Annotated in this window: 9 protein-coding genes; 4 read left to right on the plus strand and 5 right to left on the minus strand. The window is 70.1% G+C overall.

From position 1 onward, the window contains the following. Positions 1–30: 30 nt before the first annotated feature. On the minus strand, positions 31–5,583 hold the full coding sequence (locus WMF33_RS45145; RefSeq protein ID WP_437334361.1) for an AAA family ATPase: 5,553 nt from the start codon (positions 5,581–5,583) through the stop codon (positions 31–33). A gap of 914 nt (positions 5,584–6,497) precedes the next feature. Between WMF33_RS45145 and WMF33_RS45150 the strand changes: the two genes are divergently transcribed. Next, entirely contained in the window at positions 6,498–7,220 is a 723-nt protein-coding gene (locus WMF33_RS45150) for a hypothetical protein (protein ID WP_437334362.1), read from the plus strand. Between the two features lie 94 nt (positions 7,221–7,314). Here the strand turns inward: WMF33_RS45150 and WMF33_RS45155 are convergent, their stop codons facing one another. The 3 genes from WMF33_RS45155 to WMF33_RS45165 form a co-directional block, all read right to left on the minus strand. Continuing rightward, positions 7,315–8,586, minus strand: a complete 1,272-nt coding sequence (locus tag WMF33_RS45155; protein ID WP_437334363.1) for a restriction endonuclease subunit S — start codon at positions 8,584–8,586, stop codon at positions 7,315–7,317. Continuing rightward, positions 8,586–10,130, minus strand: a complete 1,545-nt coding sequence (locus tag WMF33_RS45160; protein WP_437334364.1) for a type I restriction-modification system subunit M — start codon at positions 10,128–10,130, stop codon at positions 8,586–8,588. The genes WMF33_RS45155 and WMF33_RS45160 overlap by 1 nt, the downstream gene beginning before the upstream one ends. A gap of 177 nt (positions 10,131–10,307) precedes the next feature. Next, positions 10,308–11,723 carry a sugar porter family MFS transporter gene (locus WMF33_RS45165; RefSeq protein WP_437334365.1) on the minus strand — a complete coding sequence of 472 codons (1,416 nt, stop codon included), beginning with the start codon at positions 11,721–11,723 and terminating at the stop codon, positions 10,308–10,310. Between the two features lie 167 nt (positions 11,724–11,890). Between WMF33_RS45165 and WMF33_RS45170 the strand changes: the two genes are divergently transcribed. Continuing rightward, positions 11,891–12,520 carry a LysE family translocator gene (locus WMF33_RS45170; protein WP_437334366.1) on the plus strand — a complete coding sequence of 210 codons (630 nt, stop codon included), beginning with the start codon at positions 11,891–11,893 and terminating at the stop codon, positions 12,518–12,520. A gap of 46 nt (positions 12,521–12,566) precedes the next feature. On the opposite strand, the gene WMF33_RS45175 is transcribed toward WMF33_RS45170, so the two are convergent. Then, on the minus strand, positions 12,567–14,366 hold the full coding sequence (locus tag WMF33_RS45175; protein ID WP_437334367.1) for a glycoside hydrolase family 43 protein: 1,800 nt from the start codon (positions 14,364–14,366) through the stop codon (positions 12,567–12,569). Between the two features lie 866 nt (positions 14,367–15,232). Between WMF33_RS45175 and WMF33_RS45180 the strand changes: the two genes are divergently transcribed. Further along, positions 15,233–18,790 (plus strand): beta-propeller fold lactonase family protein, encoded by a 3,558-nt coding sequence (locus tag WMF33_RS45180; RefSeq protein WP_437334368.1) that lies wholly within the window; start codon positions 15,233–15,235, stop codon positions 18,788–18,790. Positions 18,791–18,808: 18 nt separating this feature from the next. Next, positions 18,809–19,888, plus strand: a complete 1,080-nt coding sequence (locus tag WMF33_RS45185) for a hypothetical protein (RefSeq protein WP_437334369.1) — start codon at positions 18,809–18,811, stop codon at positions 19,886–19,888.

Raw genomic sequence — 19,888 nt, forward strand, 5'->3', positions numbered from 1 at the left:
CGGCGGGTCTGCGACGGGTGCGACAGGGAGCTACGACGACGAATCCCCCGCGCGCTCGGTCGAGAGCGGCAGCTCGACGCAGAAGGTCGAGCCCCGGCCGACCTCGCTCGACACGCGGATTCGGCCGCCGTGCGCCTCGACGATGGTGCGGGTGATGTAGAGGCCGAGCCCGAGCCCCCCGAAATGCTTCGACGAGACGCCGCGGCGAAATCGTTCGAAGAGCTGCGCCTGCACGTCGGCCGAGATCCCGATCCCACGGTCCGTCACCGAGAGCCGCGCGACCCGATCTTCCCGGGTGATGGCGATGTCGATCGGCTGGCGTTCCCCGAACTTGATCGCGTTGGTGAGGAGGTTGGTCACGACCTCCTCCAGGCGGTGCGGATCCCACCGGCCGCTGACCGGCTGCTCCGCGCGCACGGCGACCGCGCTGCCTGACTGCGCGATCTGATGGCCGAGGAGGGCGACGACCTCGTCCACGAGCGCGCGCAGCTCGACGGGCGCCGTGTACAGCTCGAGCCTCCCCGCCTGGATCCGGGAGACGTCGAGGAGCATATCGACGAAGTTGGTGAGGCGCTTGACCTGGCGGCCAGAGAGGGCGACCGCGGATCGCACGCGCTCGACGTCCATGCCCCGCGCCAGCCTTTGCCCCAGCGATTGGATGGCGAGCTGCAGGCTGGTGAGCGGGGTGCGGAGCTCGTGCGAGGCGATAGAGAGGAACTCGTCCCGCAGGTGCACGGCCTCCTCCGCTGCCATGCGCGCCCGCCGCTCGTCCAGGAGGAGCTGATCGCGCTGCTGCTCGGCGCGCACGCGCGCGGTGATGTCGCGGAAGCTCCAGACCCGCCCGACCACGCGCCCGCCGAGGCGCTGGGGCTGCGAATAACGCTCGAAGACGCGCCCGTCCGCGAACGGGATGGTATCGAAGCTGGACTCCTCGGGCGAGGCATAGAGAGCGCGGATCCTCCGCAGGAACGCCTCGGGATCGAGGACCTGGTCGCAGACGAACGTACAGAACGTGGCGTCCGACCCGGTGGAGAGGATCTCGTCCGGGATGCGCCACATCGCCGCGAACCTGTGATTCTGACGCACGACGTGCTGCTCGTCGTCGACGACGAGGATGCCGTCCGTCGTCGATTCGAGCGTGGGCTCGAGGAGCGAATAGGAATGGCGGAGCACCTCCTCGGCGCGCCGCCGCTCCGCGTTCTCCTGCTGCAGATCCGCATAGAGGCGCGCATTCTCGATGGAGCTGGCCGCCTGGGCCGAAAGGAGCCGGATCACCTCGACGCGATCGGGGGTGAAGGCAGAGCGGGTGAGGTCGTTTTCGAGATAGATCACGCCGGCGAGGCGGCCCTTGTAGACGATGGGCGCGGCGAGCGAGGAGCGCGGCGCACCGCCGGCGAAGCAGGGGTCGCGCCCGAACGGCCCGTCGATCGCGAGGTCGCCGAGCAGGACGGTCTCGCGCGTCCGCGCCACGTACGTGATGACGCTGGCCGGCAGGTCCTTGCGGCCCTCGAGGGGCGCCGCGCCGAGCACGTGGACCGACGCATCCCGGATGTGGTGCTCGGCCTCGACGACGAGCCGTCCGTCACGCAGGAGCAGGAGGACGCCGCGCCGCGCGCCGGCGTTCTCGACCATGATGCGCATGAGCGCGTCGAGCAGGCGGTCGAGGACGATCTCGCCCGAGATGGCCTGGGAGGCTTTGAGCACCGAGCCGACGTCGAGCGCGGCGCCGGCCTGCGGGCTCCTCCCGCCGCGGAGGCTCTCGCCCGGGACGAGATCGGGGTACGCGCGCTCGAGGCGCCGCATCGCCTCCGTCGCGCCCCAGCGGCCGTACGCCCTGTGCGCCTTGGTCAGGTAGGCGCCGGCGATGGTCTCCTTGCCGAGCGCGCGGAAGCAGAGGCCCGCGAGCTCGTTGCCGAGCGCCTCGTCGTGGAGATAGCCGCCGCGCTGCGCGAGCACGATCGCCTCGTCGTAGCGGTCCCCGGCGGCGCGCGCGTCGCCGCGGGCGCGCTCGAGCTCGGCGAGGAGGAGGGCGCGGCGGTGCGCCAGGTTCTCCGGGCAGAGGTCCGCCCAGCGCGAGAGTTTTTCGGCGCAGGCCTCGGCGCGGGCGAGGAAGAGCGCGCGCTCCTCCGGGGAGACGAGGTCCGCCGCCTGCGTGAACGCGATGCCTGCGTAGCCATGGAACGCGGGGTTGCCATGCCAGGCCGCCACGGCCGGGATTTCGATGTTCGGCAAGAGCGCAGCGCGCGCCGCCTCCTCGAACGCCCCCTGGAAGACGCAGAGGACGACGATGTAGAAGTGGGCGAAGAAGAACGAGGCCTGGTTGTCGATGCGGCGGGACTCCTCGATCACCTCGTCGATATCGACCCACGCCCCCTTGAGCGTGGCGGGGCGCTCGGTCTCGACCGAGAGCTGGTGCGCGATCTGTCCGACCGCGCCGACCATCCAGGTGATGGCATTGAACTCGTCGAGCTTGCGCATCGGCTGGTAGCTCTGCGCCTCGGCGAGGAGGTCGGAGAGCGGGAGGCCGCGCAGGAGGCTGTTCGTGATGCCATTGACCGTGTTGTAGAACGACCAGATGTACTGGCCCGTTTCGAGCCCGGCGTGCACCCCGGCGACCAGCGACGACTTGCAGATGGCGTAGCCCTCTCGCCAATGCTGCACGAAGGCGCCCCACATATTGCGGAGCATCGCCTCGGACTTCTTGTCCGTGTAGCGGTCCGCGAGGTCGACGGCGGCGCGGCCGAAGCGGTAGCCGAGCGCGATGTCGCCGCGGGCGCAGAGGAGCATCCCGAAGTTCATGCAGCCGAAGATCGAGTTCTTCGAGAGCCCGTGACGCAGCGTGTTCTCGAGGATCTGTGCGACCGTGATGCCGAGGTTGTTCGTGGCCAGGAAGTAGCAGGGGAGAAAGAGCTCCTGGAGCACGTCCTGCATGGCGAGGATCTCCGGGTCCGCGAGCGGCGGCAGGCCTGGCAGCGCCTCGGTCGTCCTTTCCCGGACGAGATCCATCGTCGCCCGCACCTGGGCGTCGAGCATGACGTCGTCCGGGAAGGGAGGCAGGTCGATCCCGAACGGGCGCAGGGCCTCGAGCCCCTCCGCGAGCGCGGCTGGCAGGTCGTTCTTGAGCACCTGCACGTTCATCTTGAGCCGCAGCACCTCGGTGCGGTCGAGCCGGCTCGCGGCCCGCTCCAGGCCATCGGTGAGGATCGCGAGGGCGTCGTCATGCCGGCCGCAGAGCGAGAGCATCAGGGCGGTTCTCTTCGCGTACTCGAGGCGGAGCGGGTACTGTGACGCCCAGGCGTCCTCCGGAAGGCGCAGGAGGCCGAGCTGCAGGTAGCGCAGCGCGGCGCCGAAGGCGGCCGAGTCCTCGGCGCGGCATGCGGCCTCGAGGCTCATGCGGGCGAGGTGCAGGCGCTCCGCGGGGTCCGACACGAGGTCGCCTGCGCTGTTCAGGTGGCCGACGACGTCGAAGAGGCTCTGGCTCTCCGAGAGGTCTAGCTTGCCCGCGAGCAGCCGGCCGATCCGGAGGTGGAAGGCGGGCCGGTCCACCTCCGGGATCATCGCGTAGGCGCCCTCCTGGACCTTGTCATGGGCGAAGCGGTAGCCGCCGCGCCCGGCGATCACGAGCCCCTCGCTCACGGCGAGATCGAGGCGGGCGTACGCGTCTTCCGGCGAGCACTCGTTCACCGCGGCGAGCACGTCGAGGTCGAACCGGTTGCCGATCGCCGCGGCGAGGTTGAGCGCCTTCACCGTCGCCGGCGGCAGGCGCGCGATGGTGCGCACCATGAGGTCTGCGACGTTGTCCGTGTACCGGAGCGCGTCGATCGCGGCGAGGTCCCAGCGCCAGCCTGATCCGGCTGCGTACGCGAGGACGCCGTGGTCGTGCAGCGACCGGACGAACTCCTTGACGAAGAACGGGTTGCCGCCGGTCTTCTTCTGCACCGCATCGGCGAGCGGCCCACAGTCGCTGCGCTTGAGGCTATCCGAGAGCATCTCGATCAGGTGCGGGCGCGCGAGCGGGGCGAGGACGATGTTGCGCACGACGAGCCCGGCTTGCTTGAGCTCCTCGATCGCCAGGACGAACGGGTGCCCGGGCGATACCTCGTTGTCACGGTAAGCGCCGCAGAAGAGGAGCGCATCGAGCGAGTCGTCGGCGAGGAGCGCGCGGAGCAGCACGAGGCTCGCGGGGTCGATCCACTGAAGATCGTCGAGGAACAAGACGAGCGGGTGCGCGCGCCGCGCGCACACCGAGACGAACAGCAAGAAGCACCGGTTCAGGCGGTTTTGCGCCTCGATCGGGCCGAGCGACGGGACGGGCGGCTGCGGGCCGATCACGTGGGAGAGCGACGGGATGACGTCGCAGACGACCTGCGCGTTCGGCCCGAGCGCCTCGAGGAGCGCGCTCCGAAAGCGGAGGATGCGCGCATCGCTCTCGGTGAGGATCTGCCGCACGAGGCCGTCGAACGCCTGGATCACCGCGCTGTAGGGGGCGCCGCGGTTGTATTGGTCGTATTTGCCGCTCGTGAAATAGCCCTTCTGTTGCGCGAGCGGCTTCAAGATCTCGTGCACGAGCGAGGACTTCCCGATCCCCGAGTAGCCGGAGACGATGACGATCTCACGGCTGCCCTCGAGCGTGCGCTCGAACGCGGCGGTGAGCGCCTCGATGTCATGCTCGCGGCCGTAGAGCTTCTGGTGGATCCGGAAGAGGTCCTGACGATCGCGCTGGCCCGCGACGAAGGGCTCGATCGTCCCCGTGCCGCGCAGGGCCTCGCGGCAGCGCTCGAGGTCGGCGAGCAGGCCCTCGGCGCTCTGGTAACGCTCCTCGGCGTTCTTCGCGAGCAGCTTGAGCACGACGTCGGAAACGGCCTCGGGGATGGTCGGATCGACGCGGGACGGCGGCGCGGGCGCGAGGGCGAGGTGCGCGTGAATGAGCTCCATCGGGTCCAGGGCCTCGAAGGGGCGCTGACCCGTGAGCATCTGGTACAGGATGACGCCGAGCGCGTAGAGGTCGGTCCGGTAGTCGACGCCGCGGTTCATGCGGCCTGTCTGCTCGGGGGAGACGTAGGGCAGCACGTCGGCGATGACCGCCGGCGCGTAGAGCCGTTCGTGCGCGCGGGTGATCTCGGCGTCGACGCCGAAGCCATTGATCTTGACCGCGCCGCGCGCGCCGACGAGCACGTTCTGCGGGCGCAGATCGCGGTGGACGAGCCCGGCCGCGTGCACCGCCGCGAGACCTTCCGCGAGCGCGGCCGCGAGATCGAGCGCCTCGCCGACCGGCATCCTGCGTGACGGGCGCGCGGCGAGGATCCGCGCGAGATCGCGGCCCGGGAAGTCCTCGAGGACGACGATCAAGGAGCCGGCGAGCGCCTCGACGCCGCGCAGCGCGACGAGGCGGGGCGAGGCGAGGCGCGCGACGCGCTCGTACTGGTGCTTGAAGCGCGCGACCTCGGCGCCGGTCGATCTCTCCGCGCGCAGGACTTTCAGCAAGACCGGGACGCTGTCGCCTTCGCGGCATACGCGGTACAGGGTGAAATCTGCGGTTTCCTCGATCTTCTCGCGGAGCAGGTAGCCTCTCTCGACGATCATCGCAAACCTTGCTCGCTCGCCCGATAAGGCGACGCACTGCGACCAGCCAATTTTATATTCCAAAGGGTGTGACTTGGCACCGGGGGACGAGCGGTCGCCGGAAACAGCAGCGATTTCATAGTTTCCGCCTGTTTCGCCGCCGAGGGCAGCTCCGGTGTGGCCCGATGGGGCGCCCTCCGCCGCCGCGTCGCGCGCGGTGAAGGCCGGCCGCGTCACCGGTCCCACGGGATAGCCACGCTGCACCCTCCCCGCCTGCTCTCGTTCCGCGAGGCCGACCTCAGCCGGATGGCACGCATGAGGTGACCTCGAAGTGCCCGCACGCGGCGAGGTCCGTGCTGCCGGAGCCGGCGGAGAGATCCCACGAGAGGCCGAGGGGGTGCCGACGAATGGCTCGACCGTGATCTCGCCCTCGACCTCGTCGATCCCGATCATCGCGCGCGCGGTGCCCTGAGGCGTCTCGACGCCGACGGTGAAGGTGCCCGGTTGGCCGTCCCATCCCGCGATCCCGATGACGAGGATATCCTCCACGTCGGGTGGCGGCGCGCAGGCCGGCCGTCGGGCATCTGCTCGACCCGCGCGAGGCCACGTGGCCACGACGCAGGCTTGCCGCCCGCCGACACGTAGAGAAAACGGTCGATGACGAGCGGCCGCCGGAAACGGGCGCGGTTCTCAGCCTGTGCTCGACGCCGTCCGCGCGTGGCTCGACCGCGAGGAGCTGCTCTTGCTGCCCAGGAGCTCCATCGCTGGAGCGATCCGGGGTTGCGCGCACCGGCGCAGGCCGCCGTGCGGACAGGTGCATGCGTCTTGAGAGGCACGGGGGCCTCGAGTTAGGCTGAGGCATGAGGAGTCGGAGCTTTCGGAGGGTTGCGGTCGGGACTTGCGCTCGGGCCGCTATCGTGCTCGCCGCTGCCGCCGTGAGCGCCGGTTGCAGGGACGTGCCCCCGGACCTCTTCGGAGACACCGCCGGGGCGACCTCGACGAGCGCCGGCACCCACGGCGCCGGCGCGGGCTCGGGAACCGCCGGCGGCGCGGGCGGCGAGGCTGGCGGGGCTGGCGGGGTCGGCGGCGGGACTGGCGGGGCTGGCGGCGGGACTGGCGGGGCTGGCGGCGGGACTGGCGGGGCTGGCGGGGCTGGCGGGAACCCGGCCGGGACGACGGCGGGCAGCGGTGGAGCCGGCGGCGGGTGCGACGAGGTCGCGTGGTACTGCGACGCGGACTCCGATGGGCATGGAGACCGGAATGCCGTCGTCGAGGCGTGCGACGCGCCGTCGGGCGGCGACGATGCGTGCGGGGGTCCCTACGTCGCGTCGAGCGACGATTGCGGTCCAAACGAAGCGAACGCTCACCCTGGAGCGGAGGCCTACCATGCCGAGCCGATGGCGCCGCCAGCCCGCGGCGGGTCGGAGTTCGACTTCGACTGCGATGGAACCGCCACACCCGATCCCGAGCAGCTCTTCGGTGGAACGGGCACCCTCGAGTGTGACCGCCTCGATTGCATCCGCCCCAATCCGCCTGAAGGTTACGGCGCGGACGCCGAGTGCGGCTCCACGAGCGAGTACTATCGCTGCGATCAGTCGATCGAGGAGCGGTGCGCCCCTCGAGCGGCGGAGGCCCCCGAACGCCTGCGCTGCAGGTGAGCGGACCAGGCAATGAAGGCGCGGTGTTGACCCGATCGTCGATGGGCGCCGACATCGCCTGACCACGACCGCTCGACGGCCCTCCGGGTTGAATTCAATCCTCCGGGGAGGCCCTCGACGGCCCCCCGGAGAGGACAGCATCGACGCCGCTCACGTCGATCTCTCCGGAGACGAGGCCGGGGAGCAGCAGATCGCGCGTCACCCTCAAATTGCGGTTCTTCAGGACGAGCCGATGCATCATGTCCACGAGATCCGTGACGATGCGATCAAACCGGCGGAGGAGCCGCGCGGGGGGCAGCGGCAGCGCGACCCGGCGGAGGACGTCCCAGCTCGCGCGCGGCATCTTCGTGCCCTGCGACGTCTGCGTCGCGTGGGCGACGAACGCGTCGCTGGAGACGCAGCAGAGGACGAGGCCGAAGTGCTCGGGCGCCTGCGCTCGCAAGACGAGGATGTCCGACGAGCACACCGCGTCGACCGGCGTCACCCCGACCTTGTGGAAATAGGGCCGGATCTTCCCGAAGAGGATGTCGCCGGCGCGCGCGCGGAGCTTGATGCTGTGCGCTTCCCCGGCGTGCCCCCATTCGCCGAGCGCGACCGAGCGTCGCGGCAGATGCTCGAGCCCGAAGCAGGGGGTCTCGGGCGCCACGGCGCTCGGATCGACGGGATCTCGCACGTCGGCCGCGAGATCGCCGAGCCGAGCCACCCCCCAGCCCGCCGGCGCCTCGACGGGGGAGGACGGGGCCGGCGTCGCCTCCTCGCGCCCTGGGAATCGGAGGTCGACGAACCACGCGCGGTACAGCGAGCGGGCCATCTCCTCGAGGATCCTGACGCGCTTCGCGTTGTTCTCGATGAGGTCGTCGTAGGCGGAGAGGATGTCGGCGATGCGGCGCTGGACCGCGAGCGGCGGCAGCCGCAGCGTGAGCTTCCCGGCGTCGGGCACGCGCATGTGCTCGACCGTCGCGCCCGAGCCGAGCGCCTTGATCTGGCGTTGCAGCTCATCGCCCCGGAGCGCGTAGAGGAGAAACCGGTTGTCCAGCTTCTTCGGGTCGGCCCTGTAGGAGAGGAGGCGCTGTCCCAGAAATACGGGCTCGCCCGTGCGCAGCAGGCCGACCTCGCCGAGGGGAGCCTCGCGGGTCAGGATGACATCCCCGCGCCGCGGCACCTGACGGCGCGTCCAGCGCTTGTAGACGTCTTCCGTGACGTACTTGACGTCGTCGAGCTCGATCCACCCGCCGCGCACGTTCGTCGTGCGGATCATCTTGTACGGCGTGATCTCGTCGACCGTCGGTGCCGTCTTGTTGACGCAGTCGACGATCGCCTCGCAGACGTCCGAGAGGGCGGCGCGCGGCCACTCCACGCGCGCCATCACGCCTCGAGGAGCGCCGCGACGTTCTCGGCGATCTTCGCCTCGATCTCCCGCGCCTCGCCGCTCAGCCGCGTGAGCTCCTCGTTCAGCTGCTCGAGCCGCTCCTTGAGGTCGACGTCCTCGGGGACCCGGCCGGCGACGCCCACGTAGCGGCCCGGGTTGAGGCTGAAGCCCTGCGCCTCGATCTCCCCGCGCGTCGCCGCCTTGCACAGCCCCGGCACGTCGGTGTACCCCCCGCCGGGGAAGCGCTCCTTCAGGAGCGCGCCGCTCCCGTGCAGGTCCTCCGGCTCCTCGCCGCGGTAGAGCCGCACGATGTTCGCGAGGAGCTCGATCTGCTCCGGCGCCAGGTCGCGATGGGAGCGGTCCACCTGCCGGTAGACGCGCCGCGCGTCGATGAAGAGCACCTTGTCCTCGCGCGCTCCCCTCGCCTTCCCCCGGTCGAGGAACCAGAGCGTGACGGGCAGGGTGACGGTGTAGAAGAAGTTCGAGCCGAGCGCGACCATCACGTCGACGGCGCCGGTCTGGATCAGCTTCCGCCTGAGTTCGAGCTCGCTGCCCCGGGCGTCGCTCGCGCCGTTGGCCATCACGAACCCGGCGCGACCCGAGGCGCTCAGGGCGCTGTAAAAGAGCTGGATCCAGAGGTAGTTCGCGCTGTCGACCGAGGGCATCCCGAACGGGAACCGATGTCTGTCGCCCTTGAGCCGCTCCCGGTCGACCGCGTTCTGGTTGAACGGCGGATTGGCCATCACGTAATCGAACCTGCCGACCTGATCGTGGATGTCTTCGTAATAGGCGTTCGCCTCGCGGATGTCGCCCGAGAGGCCGTGCACGGCGAGGTTCATCCGCGCGAGGCGGAGGGTCTGCGCGACCTTCTCGATCCCGTAGACCGCGATCTCGTCCGACGGCCGCTTCCGGTGCTCGGCGATGAAGTTCGCGCTCTGCACGAACATGCCCCCGGAGCCGCAGCAAGGGTCGTAGATCCTGCCGTGGTACGGCTCGATGATCTCGACGATGAGGCGCACGACCGAGGAGGGCGTGAAATACTCGCCGCCCTTCTGCAGGGTGCGCGGCGCGAAGTTGCCGAGGAAGTACTCGTAGATTCGACCGAAGACGTCGCCCTCGACGTCCTCCGGGATGGCGCCGAAGAGCTGGAGCAGCTCCTTGAGCGTCCTCGCGTCGAAGCGGCCGTACGTCTTCGGCAGGACGTCCTCGAGGTCCTCGTTCTCCGCCTCGATCGCCCTCATCGCGTCGTCGAGCGCCTCGCCGATGTCGGCCCCCTCGGGCAGCCGGAGGAGGCGGCTGAAGCGGGCGTCCTCCGGGACGAAGAGGACCCCCCCGGCGCGGCCGTCGCCCTTGCCGGCGCCGCCCCGGCGGCGGGACGACGATCGCTGCCTCTCGGCCTCGGCGAAGCGGTGCTCGGCGTACTTCAGGAAGATCAGCGCGAGCACCGGCGTCGCGAACTCGGACGGCTGGAGGGCGGAGTTGGCCCGGAGCTGGTCGGCGGCGGCCCAGAGGCGCTTCTCGAAACCGGCGGGGAGGGGCATCAGGGCATGCTTCTACCCGAGGACGGGGGCGGGGTGCTCGCTCTCGCCGGGGCACCTCGCTGCCCGCCCGCTACGCCGCCTCGCCACGTCTCCGGCGGGCGCGGGCGCGGTCGGCGGCCGCCGACGCGGGCGCGACCGGCGGCCCGGGCGGCGCCGCCTGGGTCGCGGTGACGCACATCACATCTCCTCGAGCTCCTTGCCCTTCGTCTCGGGGATGAACGCGACGACGAACACGAGAGAGGCCGCCGCCGCGGCGGTGTAGAGCCCGTAGGCGATGCCCAGCCCGGCCACCTTGAGCGCGGGGAACGTGGCGGTCACGAGGAAGTTCGCCAGCCATTGCGCGGCCGCCGCGATCGAGAGGGCGAGGGCGCGAATGCGGTTCTCGAACATCTCCCCGAGCAGCACCCACGTCACCGGACCCCAGGACGCCCCGAAGCAGAAGACATAGAGGTTGGCCGAGAGCAGCGCGACGGGGCCGGCGGCGCCCGTCAGCACCGGGTTGCCCGCGGCGTCCTCGCCCGCGGCGCCGAACACGACCGCCAGGGCGCCGAGCGTCAGCGCCATGCCGATGGAGCCCGCGATGAGCAGCGGCCTGCGCCCGACGCGGTCGACCGTCGCGATGGCGACGAGGGTCGTCGCGATGTTGGTGACGCCGGTGACGACCGTGATGGCGAGGGAGCTCCGCTCGGAGAACCCGACCGTCTGCCAGAGGACGCTCGAGTAATAAAAGATGACGTTGATCCCCACGAGCTGCTGAAACGCCGATAGACCGACGCCGATCCAGACGATGCGGAGCGGCCCGGAGCGCCCCCGGAGGTCTGCGAGCCTCGGCCGGCGCTCGGACGAGAGCGTCCTCTGGATGTCGAGGAGCTTCTCGCCGGCGGCTCGGCCGAGGAGGCCGCGAAGCACGGCGAGCGCCTCGGTCGCGCGCCCCCTCGCCGCGAGGTAGCGCGGGGACTCGGGGATCAGCAGCGCGCCGAGCCCGTAGAAGAGCGCCGGCGGGATGGCGCTCCAGAACATCCATCGCCAGGCGCTGGCGCCGAGCCAGAACGGGCTCGACGCCGAGCCGGCGGACGACGCGATGGCGTAATCGCCGAGCAGGGCGACGAAGATGCCGAGCACGATCGCGAGCTGCTGGAGCGATCCGAGGCGGCCGCGCAGGTGCGCCGGCGCGACCTCGGCGATGTATGCCGGGGCGACGACGCTGGCCGCGCCGATGGCCGCGCCGCCGAGCACCCGCCACGCGCTGAAGTCCCAGGGCGAGACCGCCGCCCCCGAGCCCGCCGCGCTGACGACGAAGGCCAGGGACGTGACCAGCATGGTCCGCGTGCGGCCGTAGCGGTCGGCCAGCCTGCCCGCGAGCACCGCGCCGGCGGCCGCGCCGAGCAGCGCCGAGGACACGGACAGGCCGACCGCGACCGTGTGCGCCGTGAACACCTTCTCCAGCGCCCCGACGGCGCCGTTGATCACGGCGGTGTCGAACCCGAACAGGAAGCCGCCCAGCGCCGCGACGGACGCGATAAGGACGACCCGTACCGTGGACGGCGGCTTCTCACCGCGTCCGTCCCCCTGCTGCGCTGCGGGCACGCCCATGCTCGCGGTGAACCACGAAGCGTGCCGCCGGCGCCTCGACCGCCTGAGGCGCCGCTGCGACGGACGGGCGCCGCCCGCGCGCCCGGCGCGCTGGACGGGCGCTGGACACGGGCCTCCGCGCGCGGGCGCCTGGCCGGCGGAGCGTTCCGCGGGTACACAGGCTCTTCATGACCTCGACGCTCCTTGCCTTCTGCGGCGCCGCGCTGGTGCTGGCCGTGATCCCGGGGCCGAGCACCGCCGTCATCGTGCGGCAGGCCCTGCGCGGCGGGCGCCGCGCCGCCCTCGCCGCCATCGCCGCGAACGAGCTGGGCCTCCTCTTCTGGGCCCTCGTCGCGGCGCTCGGGGCCTCCGCGCTCGTCGAGGCCTCCGCGGTCGCTTACGACGTGCTCCGCATCGCCGGCGCGGTCGTCCTCATCGCGCTCGGCGCTCAGTCCATCCTGGGTCGGCGCCGGGCCGGCGACGGCGACGCGGGATCGGGCGCCCGCGAGCCCGCTGCCGGCGGGTGGAGCGCCTTCCGCATCGGCCTCCTCACCATCCTGGCGAACCCCAAGGCGGCCGTGTTCGCCGCCTCCTTCCTGCCGCAGTTCGTGCCGGCCGGCGCGCCGACGCTGCCAGCGCTGCTCCTCCTCTCGCTGGTGTGGGTCGCCGTGGACACGGCCTGGTACCTGGCGCTCGTCCTGCTCCTCGGCCGGCTCCAGGCGGCCATGTCCGGCGGCCGCGTGCGCCGGACGCTCGAGGCGGTCTCCGGCGTGGTCCTCGTGGCGCTCGGCGTGCGGATGGTCCTGGAGCGCCCCTGAGCGGAGCGCGGCCGCTCCGCTCACCGCGCGACGAGCGGCCCGCCCGTTACGGCTTGGTCACCTCGAAGGAAGCGACGTTCACCGAGCCGCCGAGCGACTGCGTGGCGTAGTTGAAGATGCCGAAGCGATAACCGAGGAAGAACTGCCAGTTCTTGTTCATGTTGAGCGTGTTGCCCAGGTTGGTGAACCGGGCGCCGTCCGTGCTGTAGGAGAAGCGCGCTTGCCCGCCCCCGCCATCCGAGCGGACGTTGGCCTCCACGCGCAGCCAGATCTTGCCGCCGGACACGTCGGCGCCGGCCACCTCGTTCCCCTTGCCCGTCGTGGTCCAGGAGGTGTTCATGTTGACCCCGCTGGTCATCACGACGCGCGTCGCCCCGTTTGCCTTCTTGACCCCGATCCACGCCGACACGTCGCGCAGGGCGGCGAGGCCGGCGACGTCGCCGTTCTGCATCTTGGTGTAGTCGAGCTCGATCGTCGCGATCGAGACCGGCCCTTCGATGCGGCGGGTCAGCGTGTTTCGAGCGGCATAGAGGTCGTCGGTCACCGTCGCCGTTTGCAGGGTCAGCCCAGCCCCGGAGGACCACTTGCTGTTGTCGGGGTTGTGGTTCCACTCCCACTCGGGCCTCAGGGTCTCTTTCGCGAAGGTGTCCTTGCTCGGCGGCGGCTTCACGCGATTCGATCCGCAAGGCAGGTCCGGGAAGGGGTACGTACCGCCCCATTTGCCGTCCACCAGGGTGACCGAGGGCCAGCCGTCGGTCCAGGTCATCGGGGCCATGACCGGGATGCGGCCAGCGGGGTACGAGTCGTTGAATCCCATGTAGTACCAATCCCCGTTTTGCGTCTCGACGACGCCGCCTTGATGCGGGGATCCGCCGGAGCCCGGAGCGCCAGCGTAGGGCAGCTTGACCGCGAAGGGCCGCAGCTCGTAGGGACCGAACGGCCCGTTCGTCGAGCGCAGCACATACTCGCCATTCGCATATTGCGTGACGAAAATGTAGTAGACTCCATCCTTCTTGATGAAGCGGGATCCCTCCAGCGGCCCCGAGATGTTCCCCGGCGTCTGGAACACGTTCTGGCTCTTGACCTGGCTGAAGCCGTCCGCGCTCAGCTGGGCCACGCTGATCGTGTTGTTGCCGTACGCCACGTACATGGTGTCGTCGTCGTCGATCAACAGCCCCATGTCGTAGTAACAACCCCCCTTGTGCTTCTCCCACGGGCCCTCGGGGGACTTGGCGGTGAAGACCCAGCCGCCGCCCGCGTTGTGCATGCAGCCCATCCAGTAGAAGGTCTCGTTGCTCTTCCGGTACTGGAGCGTGGACGCCCAGATGCCGTTCACATAGGATCGACCCCTGGTCAGGTCGTACGACGCGTCGAAGTCGAGCACGGGAACGGAGTGTGAGACGTATTCCCAGTGGACCAGGTCGTACGAGCGGAGCAGGGGCGCCCCAGGCGAATAGTGGAACGTGGACGCCGTGTAGTAGTAGGTGTCGTCGACGCGGATGACCTCCACGTCGGGGAGGTCTTCCCAGATGACAGGGTTGGAGTAGGTGTCAGGGCAGACGGCAGGGGCGACACCGCCGCCGCTGCCGCCGTCGCCGCCGGCGCCGCCGGCGCCCTCACCGCCGCTGCCGCCGTCGCCGCCGCTGCTGGCGCCGGCGCCGGCGCCCTCACCACCGCTGCCCGCCGGGGCGCCGGTGCTGGCCGAGCTGCTGCTGGAGGTCGACGACGAAGCGCCCGTACCAGAGGAGGCCGCCGCCTGCGGCTCCGGGTTGTCCTCACCGCCGCAAGCCCCGAGCAATGCCGAAACCACAAGACCAGTCACCAGGCTCGAACGAGCGTGATCCATGTTGAGCACCTACTTCATAAGGTTCTGACGCATATTGTTAACGTTAACACGATCGTGTCAACAAGAATTCGCCTCTTGTTGAGCAGAAATGTTAACGCTCACACGAAGCCGCGTCGCACTGGGATGGATTTGCGAAGCGTAGGTGGAAGGGTCGGAGGCGGGGGGGGCGGCCGGCGAGGCGCGGTTGTGGCACCCCCGCCGAGCGCCTGACGGACCGTCCGTGGCGCGCGACGAGGAGGCGTCGCCGGGGCAGCCCTCCGATCGGGAGCCGTGGTGACACCTCAGCGCCGCGGGCGAGCGCCGGGCGGCGAGATCTAGCTCGGGCGCGCCGTCGCCGCCTGGCAACATCTTGCCGGCAACGTCTTGCGGGCAACATCTTGCCGACGCGGACTCACCTGGCTGGCAAGAAATCGCCTGCGGAGACACGCCCCTCGCTGCCTGCTCCTCGCCACGCGGATCGCCCGTCGCAACCACCCACCACAGGAGGACCCCACGGCGCACCGCGCGGCCTGGACGCGATGTCTCTGACGCGTTCGCCCCCGTGCGTCGAGTCGTCGCTCGATCGGAGGCGACTCGCTCCGCTTGGGGCCTCTGGAGCCTCTGGATCGCCGCGCGCCGAGCGGGATTGTACACACTCACGCGATCGCCGAGCGACGGCGCAGCTGTTGCAATGCTCGCCGGACGTCGAGACGGCCATCGGGATTCTCGCTCCATAGAGTGCTTGCACGCGACCCGGGTCGTGAACGGTGACAGCGCACAACCCGGCTGATCGGAAGGGGGCAGAGGAGCTCCCCTCGGCGGTCAGAGCTTCCGGATCGGGGCGGGCAGAGTTTCTGGAACCCACAGGCGCGAAAGGTACTGTGCACATGCACGCGAAGAACGAGGAAGCCACGAGCGTCGACACGAGCCCGCAGATCGTCTTCCAGCTCGTCAATGCCGCGGGCTCGGGGCTGACTGCCAACGTCATCTACATCACGACCGACGTGACGTACAACGAGCTCACCCTGCAGGTCGGCCTCACGTCGGGCTCGGTCACGTTGACGCCGGGGACCATCACCGACCCCTCGACGCCGCCCACGTCCGGGACCGTCTTCTACCTGGACCTCTCCCAGCTCCAGCTCTCGCCCGACGTGCTCGCCGGATTGAAGCTCTCGGCGGACGGCTTCTCCTTCAAGACGTTCCCCGCCTCCAGCGTCGTCGGCGTGACGCCCACCGTCGTGAAGACGTTGTCCGCCGGTACCTCGGGAGGCCTCTCCATCACCATCAGCGGCATGGAGGTGCCCAAGGCGCTCGGCACGCCCACGGTGCAGCTCTACGTGACGTATTACGGCGTGCCCGCCGTCCAGGGCATGTTCTCGAGCTTCCAGGTCGCGCTCGTGGCCCGCCCGGACGAGCGCTCCGGCTTCCTGCCCGACGTCCTGGCCGTGGGCCTCGATCAGAGCACGATCGTGAGCAGCAATCTCCCGCTGCGCCGCGCCGAAAACGCGCTCTCCCTCCAGCTCTCGCCGGGCGCGACGGGCACCGTCGTCAAGGCGGGGCCGAGCACCGTCTTCTCGGTGAGCTTCGTGTACGGCGCGACCGGGGACACCTTCGGATATGGCGCCCTCACCGACGTCGCCAACGCCTGCAACATCGTGGCGGCGGCCGGCCTGAACGCGGACGGCTGGACCATCGCCGCGAACCTGCACGGACAGTCCCCTTCCTGGACGCTCCAGCCGCCCGACGGCGCGCCCATCGTCGGCAGCGGCGTGCAGGCGATCGTGGCCTTCGACTTCACCAACATCGTGACGACGTACCAGCCGGGGCCGACGGCGATGGTGATCGCGTTCGCGAACGTGCCCGGTTATGCCGACGGCGTCTACACGCTCGTGCTCAACAAGGTGCCCCACGTGGCCATCGACTGGCTGAAGGTGACGCCGAACCCCACGTACTTCCGGAACGGCAAGGCCACGGTGACGGTGAGCTGGCTCGCGCGGAACGCGACGAGCCTCACGTTGACCCAGAACTACAAGCAGCTCGACGTGACCGGAAAGACGCACATACCGGTCGATCTCACCGCGGAGTCCACCGTCTTGAACCTCGTTGCCACCCGCCCGGGCGGGAGCGTGGTCAACAGAGACTCTGCGACGCAGACGGCCACGGCGCTCCCGGTCATCAACTCGTTCACGGGAGCGCCCCTCGAGATCTACTGCGGGTCGGCGTCCCACGACGCGACGTTCGCGTGGGCCGTCGACACTCCGGACGACGTCCTCGTGTCCCTCACGAGCACCGGCGACGCGTTCGGCGGACAGACGTTCAACGCCACGGGCACGACGAACGCGACGCTCACCGGGCCACAGGTCATCACGCTCGCGCCGAACCTCGCCACCCCGAGCGCGGCGCTCACGCGCAAGCTCGTCGTGTCCGCGTTCAAGCCCCAGGTGTCCGCCCAGACGGCGCCGAGCGCGACGACCGACGTGGCGTTCTCGCCCACCGCTCCTTTCGTGGCGCTCCTGTCCCGGAGCCAGAACAGCGTGCTCGTCACGGATACGGTGAGCTACGCGGTCCAGCAGACGCTCCAGGTCGGCAAAAGACCGACGTCGCTCGCCATCTCGCAGGACGGGGCGCTGCTCGTGACCACCAACAGCGGCAGCGCCGATGTCTCGCTCATCGCGGTGACCGCTCAGGGGACGGGGCTGCCGAGCTTCTCGGCCGCGACCTCGGTCGCGCTGCCCGCCACGCCGTCCCGCGCGGTCATCACGCCGGATCGCCAGCGCGTCTTCGTGACCGTGGGCACGCAGGCCGGCGCCTCCGGACAGGTGGTGTCGCTCGTCCGGTCCGGCCATGGGTACGCGATCGAAGGGACGGTGTACGTCGGCGCGGCGCCCGCCGGCATCTGCTTCGACGCCTCCGGGACGCGGCTCTTCGTGGCGAACTCGTCCAACAAAACCGTCTCGGTCGTCGCCCTCGATCAGAGCGGGGCGCTCGGCTCCGTGGTGGACACCATCGAGGGGCTGCCCGGCTCGCCCGTCGACGTGGCCGCGACGTCCAGCGGCAAGCAGCTCCTCATCGCCTGCCCGCAGCAGAACGCCATCGTCGTGGTCGACCCGAACTACCCGAACACCGGGTCTCGCAACACCGTGACGGTGGGCAAGGGGCCGCGGGCCATCGCCCTCACGCCGGGCGGCGGGTACGCGCTCGTGGCGAACCAGCTCGACGCCACGGTGTCGCTCCTGAGCACGTGGGGCCCGCCGGCGTCCGCCGCGGTCGCGGGGAGCCCCATCCCGGTCGGACAGCGCCCGTACGGCATCGCCGCTTCCCAGGACGGCCTGATGGCGGCTGTCGCGACCGAGGACGCGAGCGGCTTCGGCCTCATCACGCTCGAGACGTACGTCGCGGCGCCGAAGACCGTCTCGACTCCCAACCAGCCCACCGACGTGGCAGCCGCGCCCGACGGGTCCGTCGTCTTCGCATGGCACGACGCGGCGGTGCCCGCGGCCGGTCACCTCCCGCCCGGGATCCTTGTCTACAACCTGACTTACGGGCAGATCTCCGCCGTCCTCGCGAGCCAGCCGATCCTCGGGTGCGTGTTCTCGCCCGTCGCCTCGGACCAGCAAGCGATCGCGATCACGCAGGGCGCGGCGGCGCTCTCGTTGATCCGCACGACCGACCTCACCGTCACGAGCGTCGATCTCTCCTCCGTGGCGAAGGGCTCTTCCCCCCTGTCGATCGCGATCGCCGGCGACGGACAGACGCTGTTCGTCCTGCTCGGCACCTCGTCGAGAGGCTACGGCCTGCTCGTGCTCACGAAGAGCAGCGGCGCGTGGACACCGGGCCAGACGGTGCCGCTCTACCAGGGCAGCGGCGCGGGCGTGGTGATGCTCCGGTCCACGCCGGACGGCTCGGCGGTGTTCGTCGTCGATCCGGCCGCGTCCTCGGTGCGCGTCGTGCGGAGGGCCTCGGACGGGACGTACAGCCTCGACCCCGCCGTGGTGCCCGCGGACGCGAGCGCCCTCGATGCCACGATCCTGCCCGACGGATCCACCGCGTACGTGCTCAACGCCGGCGCCCAGTACAACACCGTCACGGTGGTCGACGTGGCGACGCTCGCCGTGCGCACGGCGGCCATCCCGCAGACGTTCGTGAACCTGCGCGGCCTCATCGCGTCGCCGGACGGCAGGCGCCTCTATGCCACGGACACGAACGCGGGCGCGCTCCGCGTCCTGGACCCCGCCTCGCTCCGGATCCTGCAGACGCTGCCGCTCAACGCGCAGCCGTCCGCGGCGGCGGGGGCGGACGGCCTCGCGATCCTGCCGGACGCGTCGCGCATCTTCACGGCGAACACGCGCGGCCAGGGGAGCGGCGGGGCTGGCGCGCAGGGCAGCCTCGCCGTGATCGACGCCGTGCAGATGGGGGCGCCGAGCGGCCTCGGCGCGGCGGCATAAGGAAAGGAAGAGAGCTCCATGGGAAGCTATTCGGGCCTGTTTTTGCGGCACGCTCCGGGGCAGAAGCCGGGACAGCCATCCTCCGGGTGGTCCGAGTCTCCGGACATGATCGCCTACCAGATCGACGGGCAGCCGGCGATCCAGTCGGACCTCACCCAGTTCACGTCCGCAGACGGGTACAATAACCCGTTCAGCGCCAACGTCATCGAGAACAACCCCAACTACATCTACATCCGCGGCGTCAACACAGCGAACGGAGCGCAGCAGTCTCGCGTGTACTTCTACTACACCGAGAGCGACCTGATGCTCTGGCCGACGAACTGGCGGAGCGACAACATCACGGTGGCGAACGTCCCCCAGAACTGGATCGACATCGTCGCGACGAGCGCCGACCAGGTCGTGGTCGGGCAGCTCCCGCTCGTGTGGATCCCGCCGACCCTGAAGGGCAGCCAGTGGGATCACTACTGCATCGTGGGATGGGTCGACAACAGCACGAGCCCGCAGCCGCCCGTCCTCCCGAGCTTCAACAGCGTCGACGACCTCGGGCAGTTCATCATGGCCCACCCGAACATGGCCTGGCGCAACACGACCGACTACTACTCGCCGCCTCCCGACTACGTGTACGGCACCAACCTGACCATGCCCGCGAGCGGCGGCACGATCTACCTCTCCGTCTCGTTCTTCAACGTCCCCGGCGACGGGACCTTCTCGGTGAGCCTGCAGGGCACGGACTCGTCCAACACCGTGTCGCTGCAGAACGCGAGCGTCTCGGACTACCAGGGTGGGTACATGCCGCGCGGCGCGCTCTCCTACCCGCCCGACTTCCAGACCTCTGTCCTCGTCACCCACAAACCGGGCAAGATCCCGCTCCCGGCGAACGCCAAGATCACGGTGACCCCGCTCCTGCAACAGGGACCCTCGCTGACGCGGTTCTACCGGGCGGTGAACGCGCCGAACGGCATCCCGAGCCCCTTCTTCACGACCAGCGCGAGGGACGACGACCTCAACCTCGTGCAGGTCCACGTCATGCCGGTCGGATCGCAGTCGTACAACCTCAAGTTCGGCGGCGCCGGCGCGCCCGGGAAGAAGGCAGTCTGA

It is taken from the genome of Sorangium sp. So ce394 (genome assembly GCF_051474665.1).
In the GTDB taxonomy this organism is placed as follows: domain Bacteria; phylum Myxococcota_A; class Polyangia; order Polyangiales; family Polyangiaceae; genus Sorangium; species Sorangium cellulosum_D.

Coding starts and splice junctions, on each gene's coding strand:
- WMF33_RS45145 (WP_437334361.1), bottom strand. CDS start 5,583: ATGATCGTCGAGAGAGGCTACCTGCTCCGCGAGAAGATCGAGGAAACC.
- WMF33_RS45155 (WP_437334363.1), bottom strand. CDS start 8,586: ATGGCGCGCGTGGAGTGGCCGCGCGCCGCCCTCTCGGACGTCTGCGAG.
- WMF33_RS45160 (WP_437334364.1), bottom strand. CDS start 10,130: ATGCCCCTCCCCGCCGGTTTCGAGAAGCGCCTCTGGGCCGCCGCCGAC.
- WMF33_RS45165 (WP_437334365.1), bottom strand. CDS start 11,723: ATGGGCGTGCCCGCAGCGCAGCAGGGGGACGGACGCGGTGAGAAGCCG.
- WMF33_RS45170 (WP_437334366.1), top strand. CDS start 11,891: ATGACCTCGACGCTCCTTGCCTTCTGCGGCGCCGCGCTGGTGCTGGCC.
- WMF33_RS45175 (WP_437334367.1), bottom strand. CDS start 14,366: ATGGATCACGCTCGTTCGAGCCTGGTGACTGGTCTTGTGGTTTCGGCA.
- WMF33_RS45180 (WP_437334368.1), top strand. CDS start 15,233: ATGCACGCGAAGAACGAGGAAGCCACGAGCGTCGACACGAGCCCGCAG.
- WMF33_RS45185 (WP_437334369.1), top strand. CDS start 18,809: ATGGGAAGCTATTCGGGCCTGTTTTTGCGGCACGCTCCGGGGCAGAAG.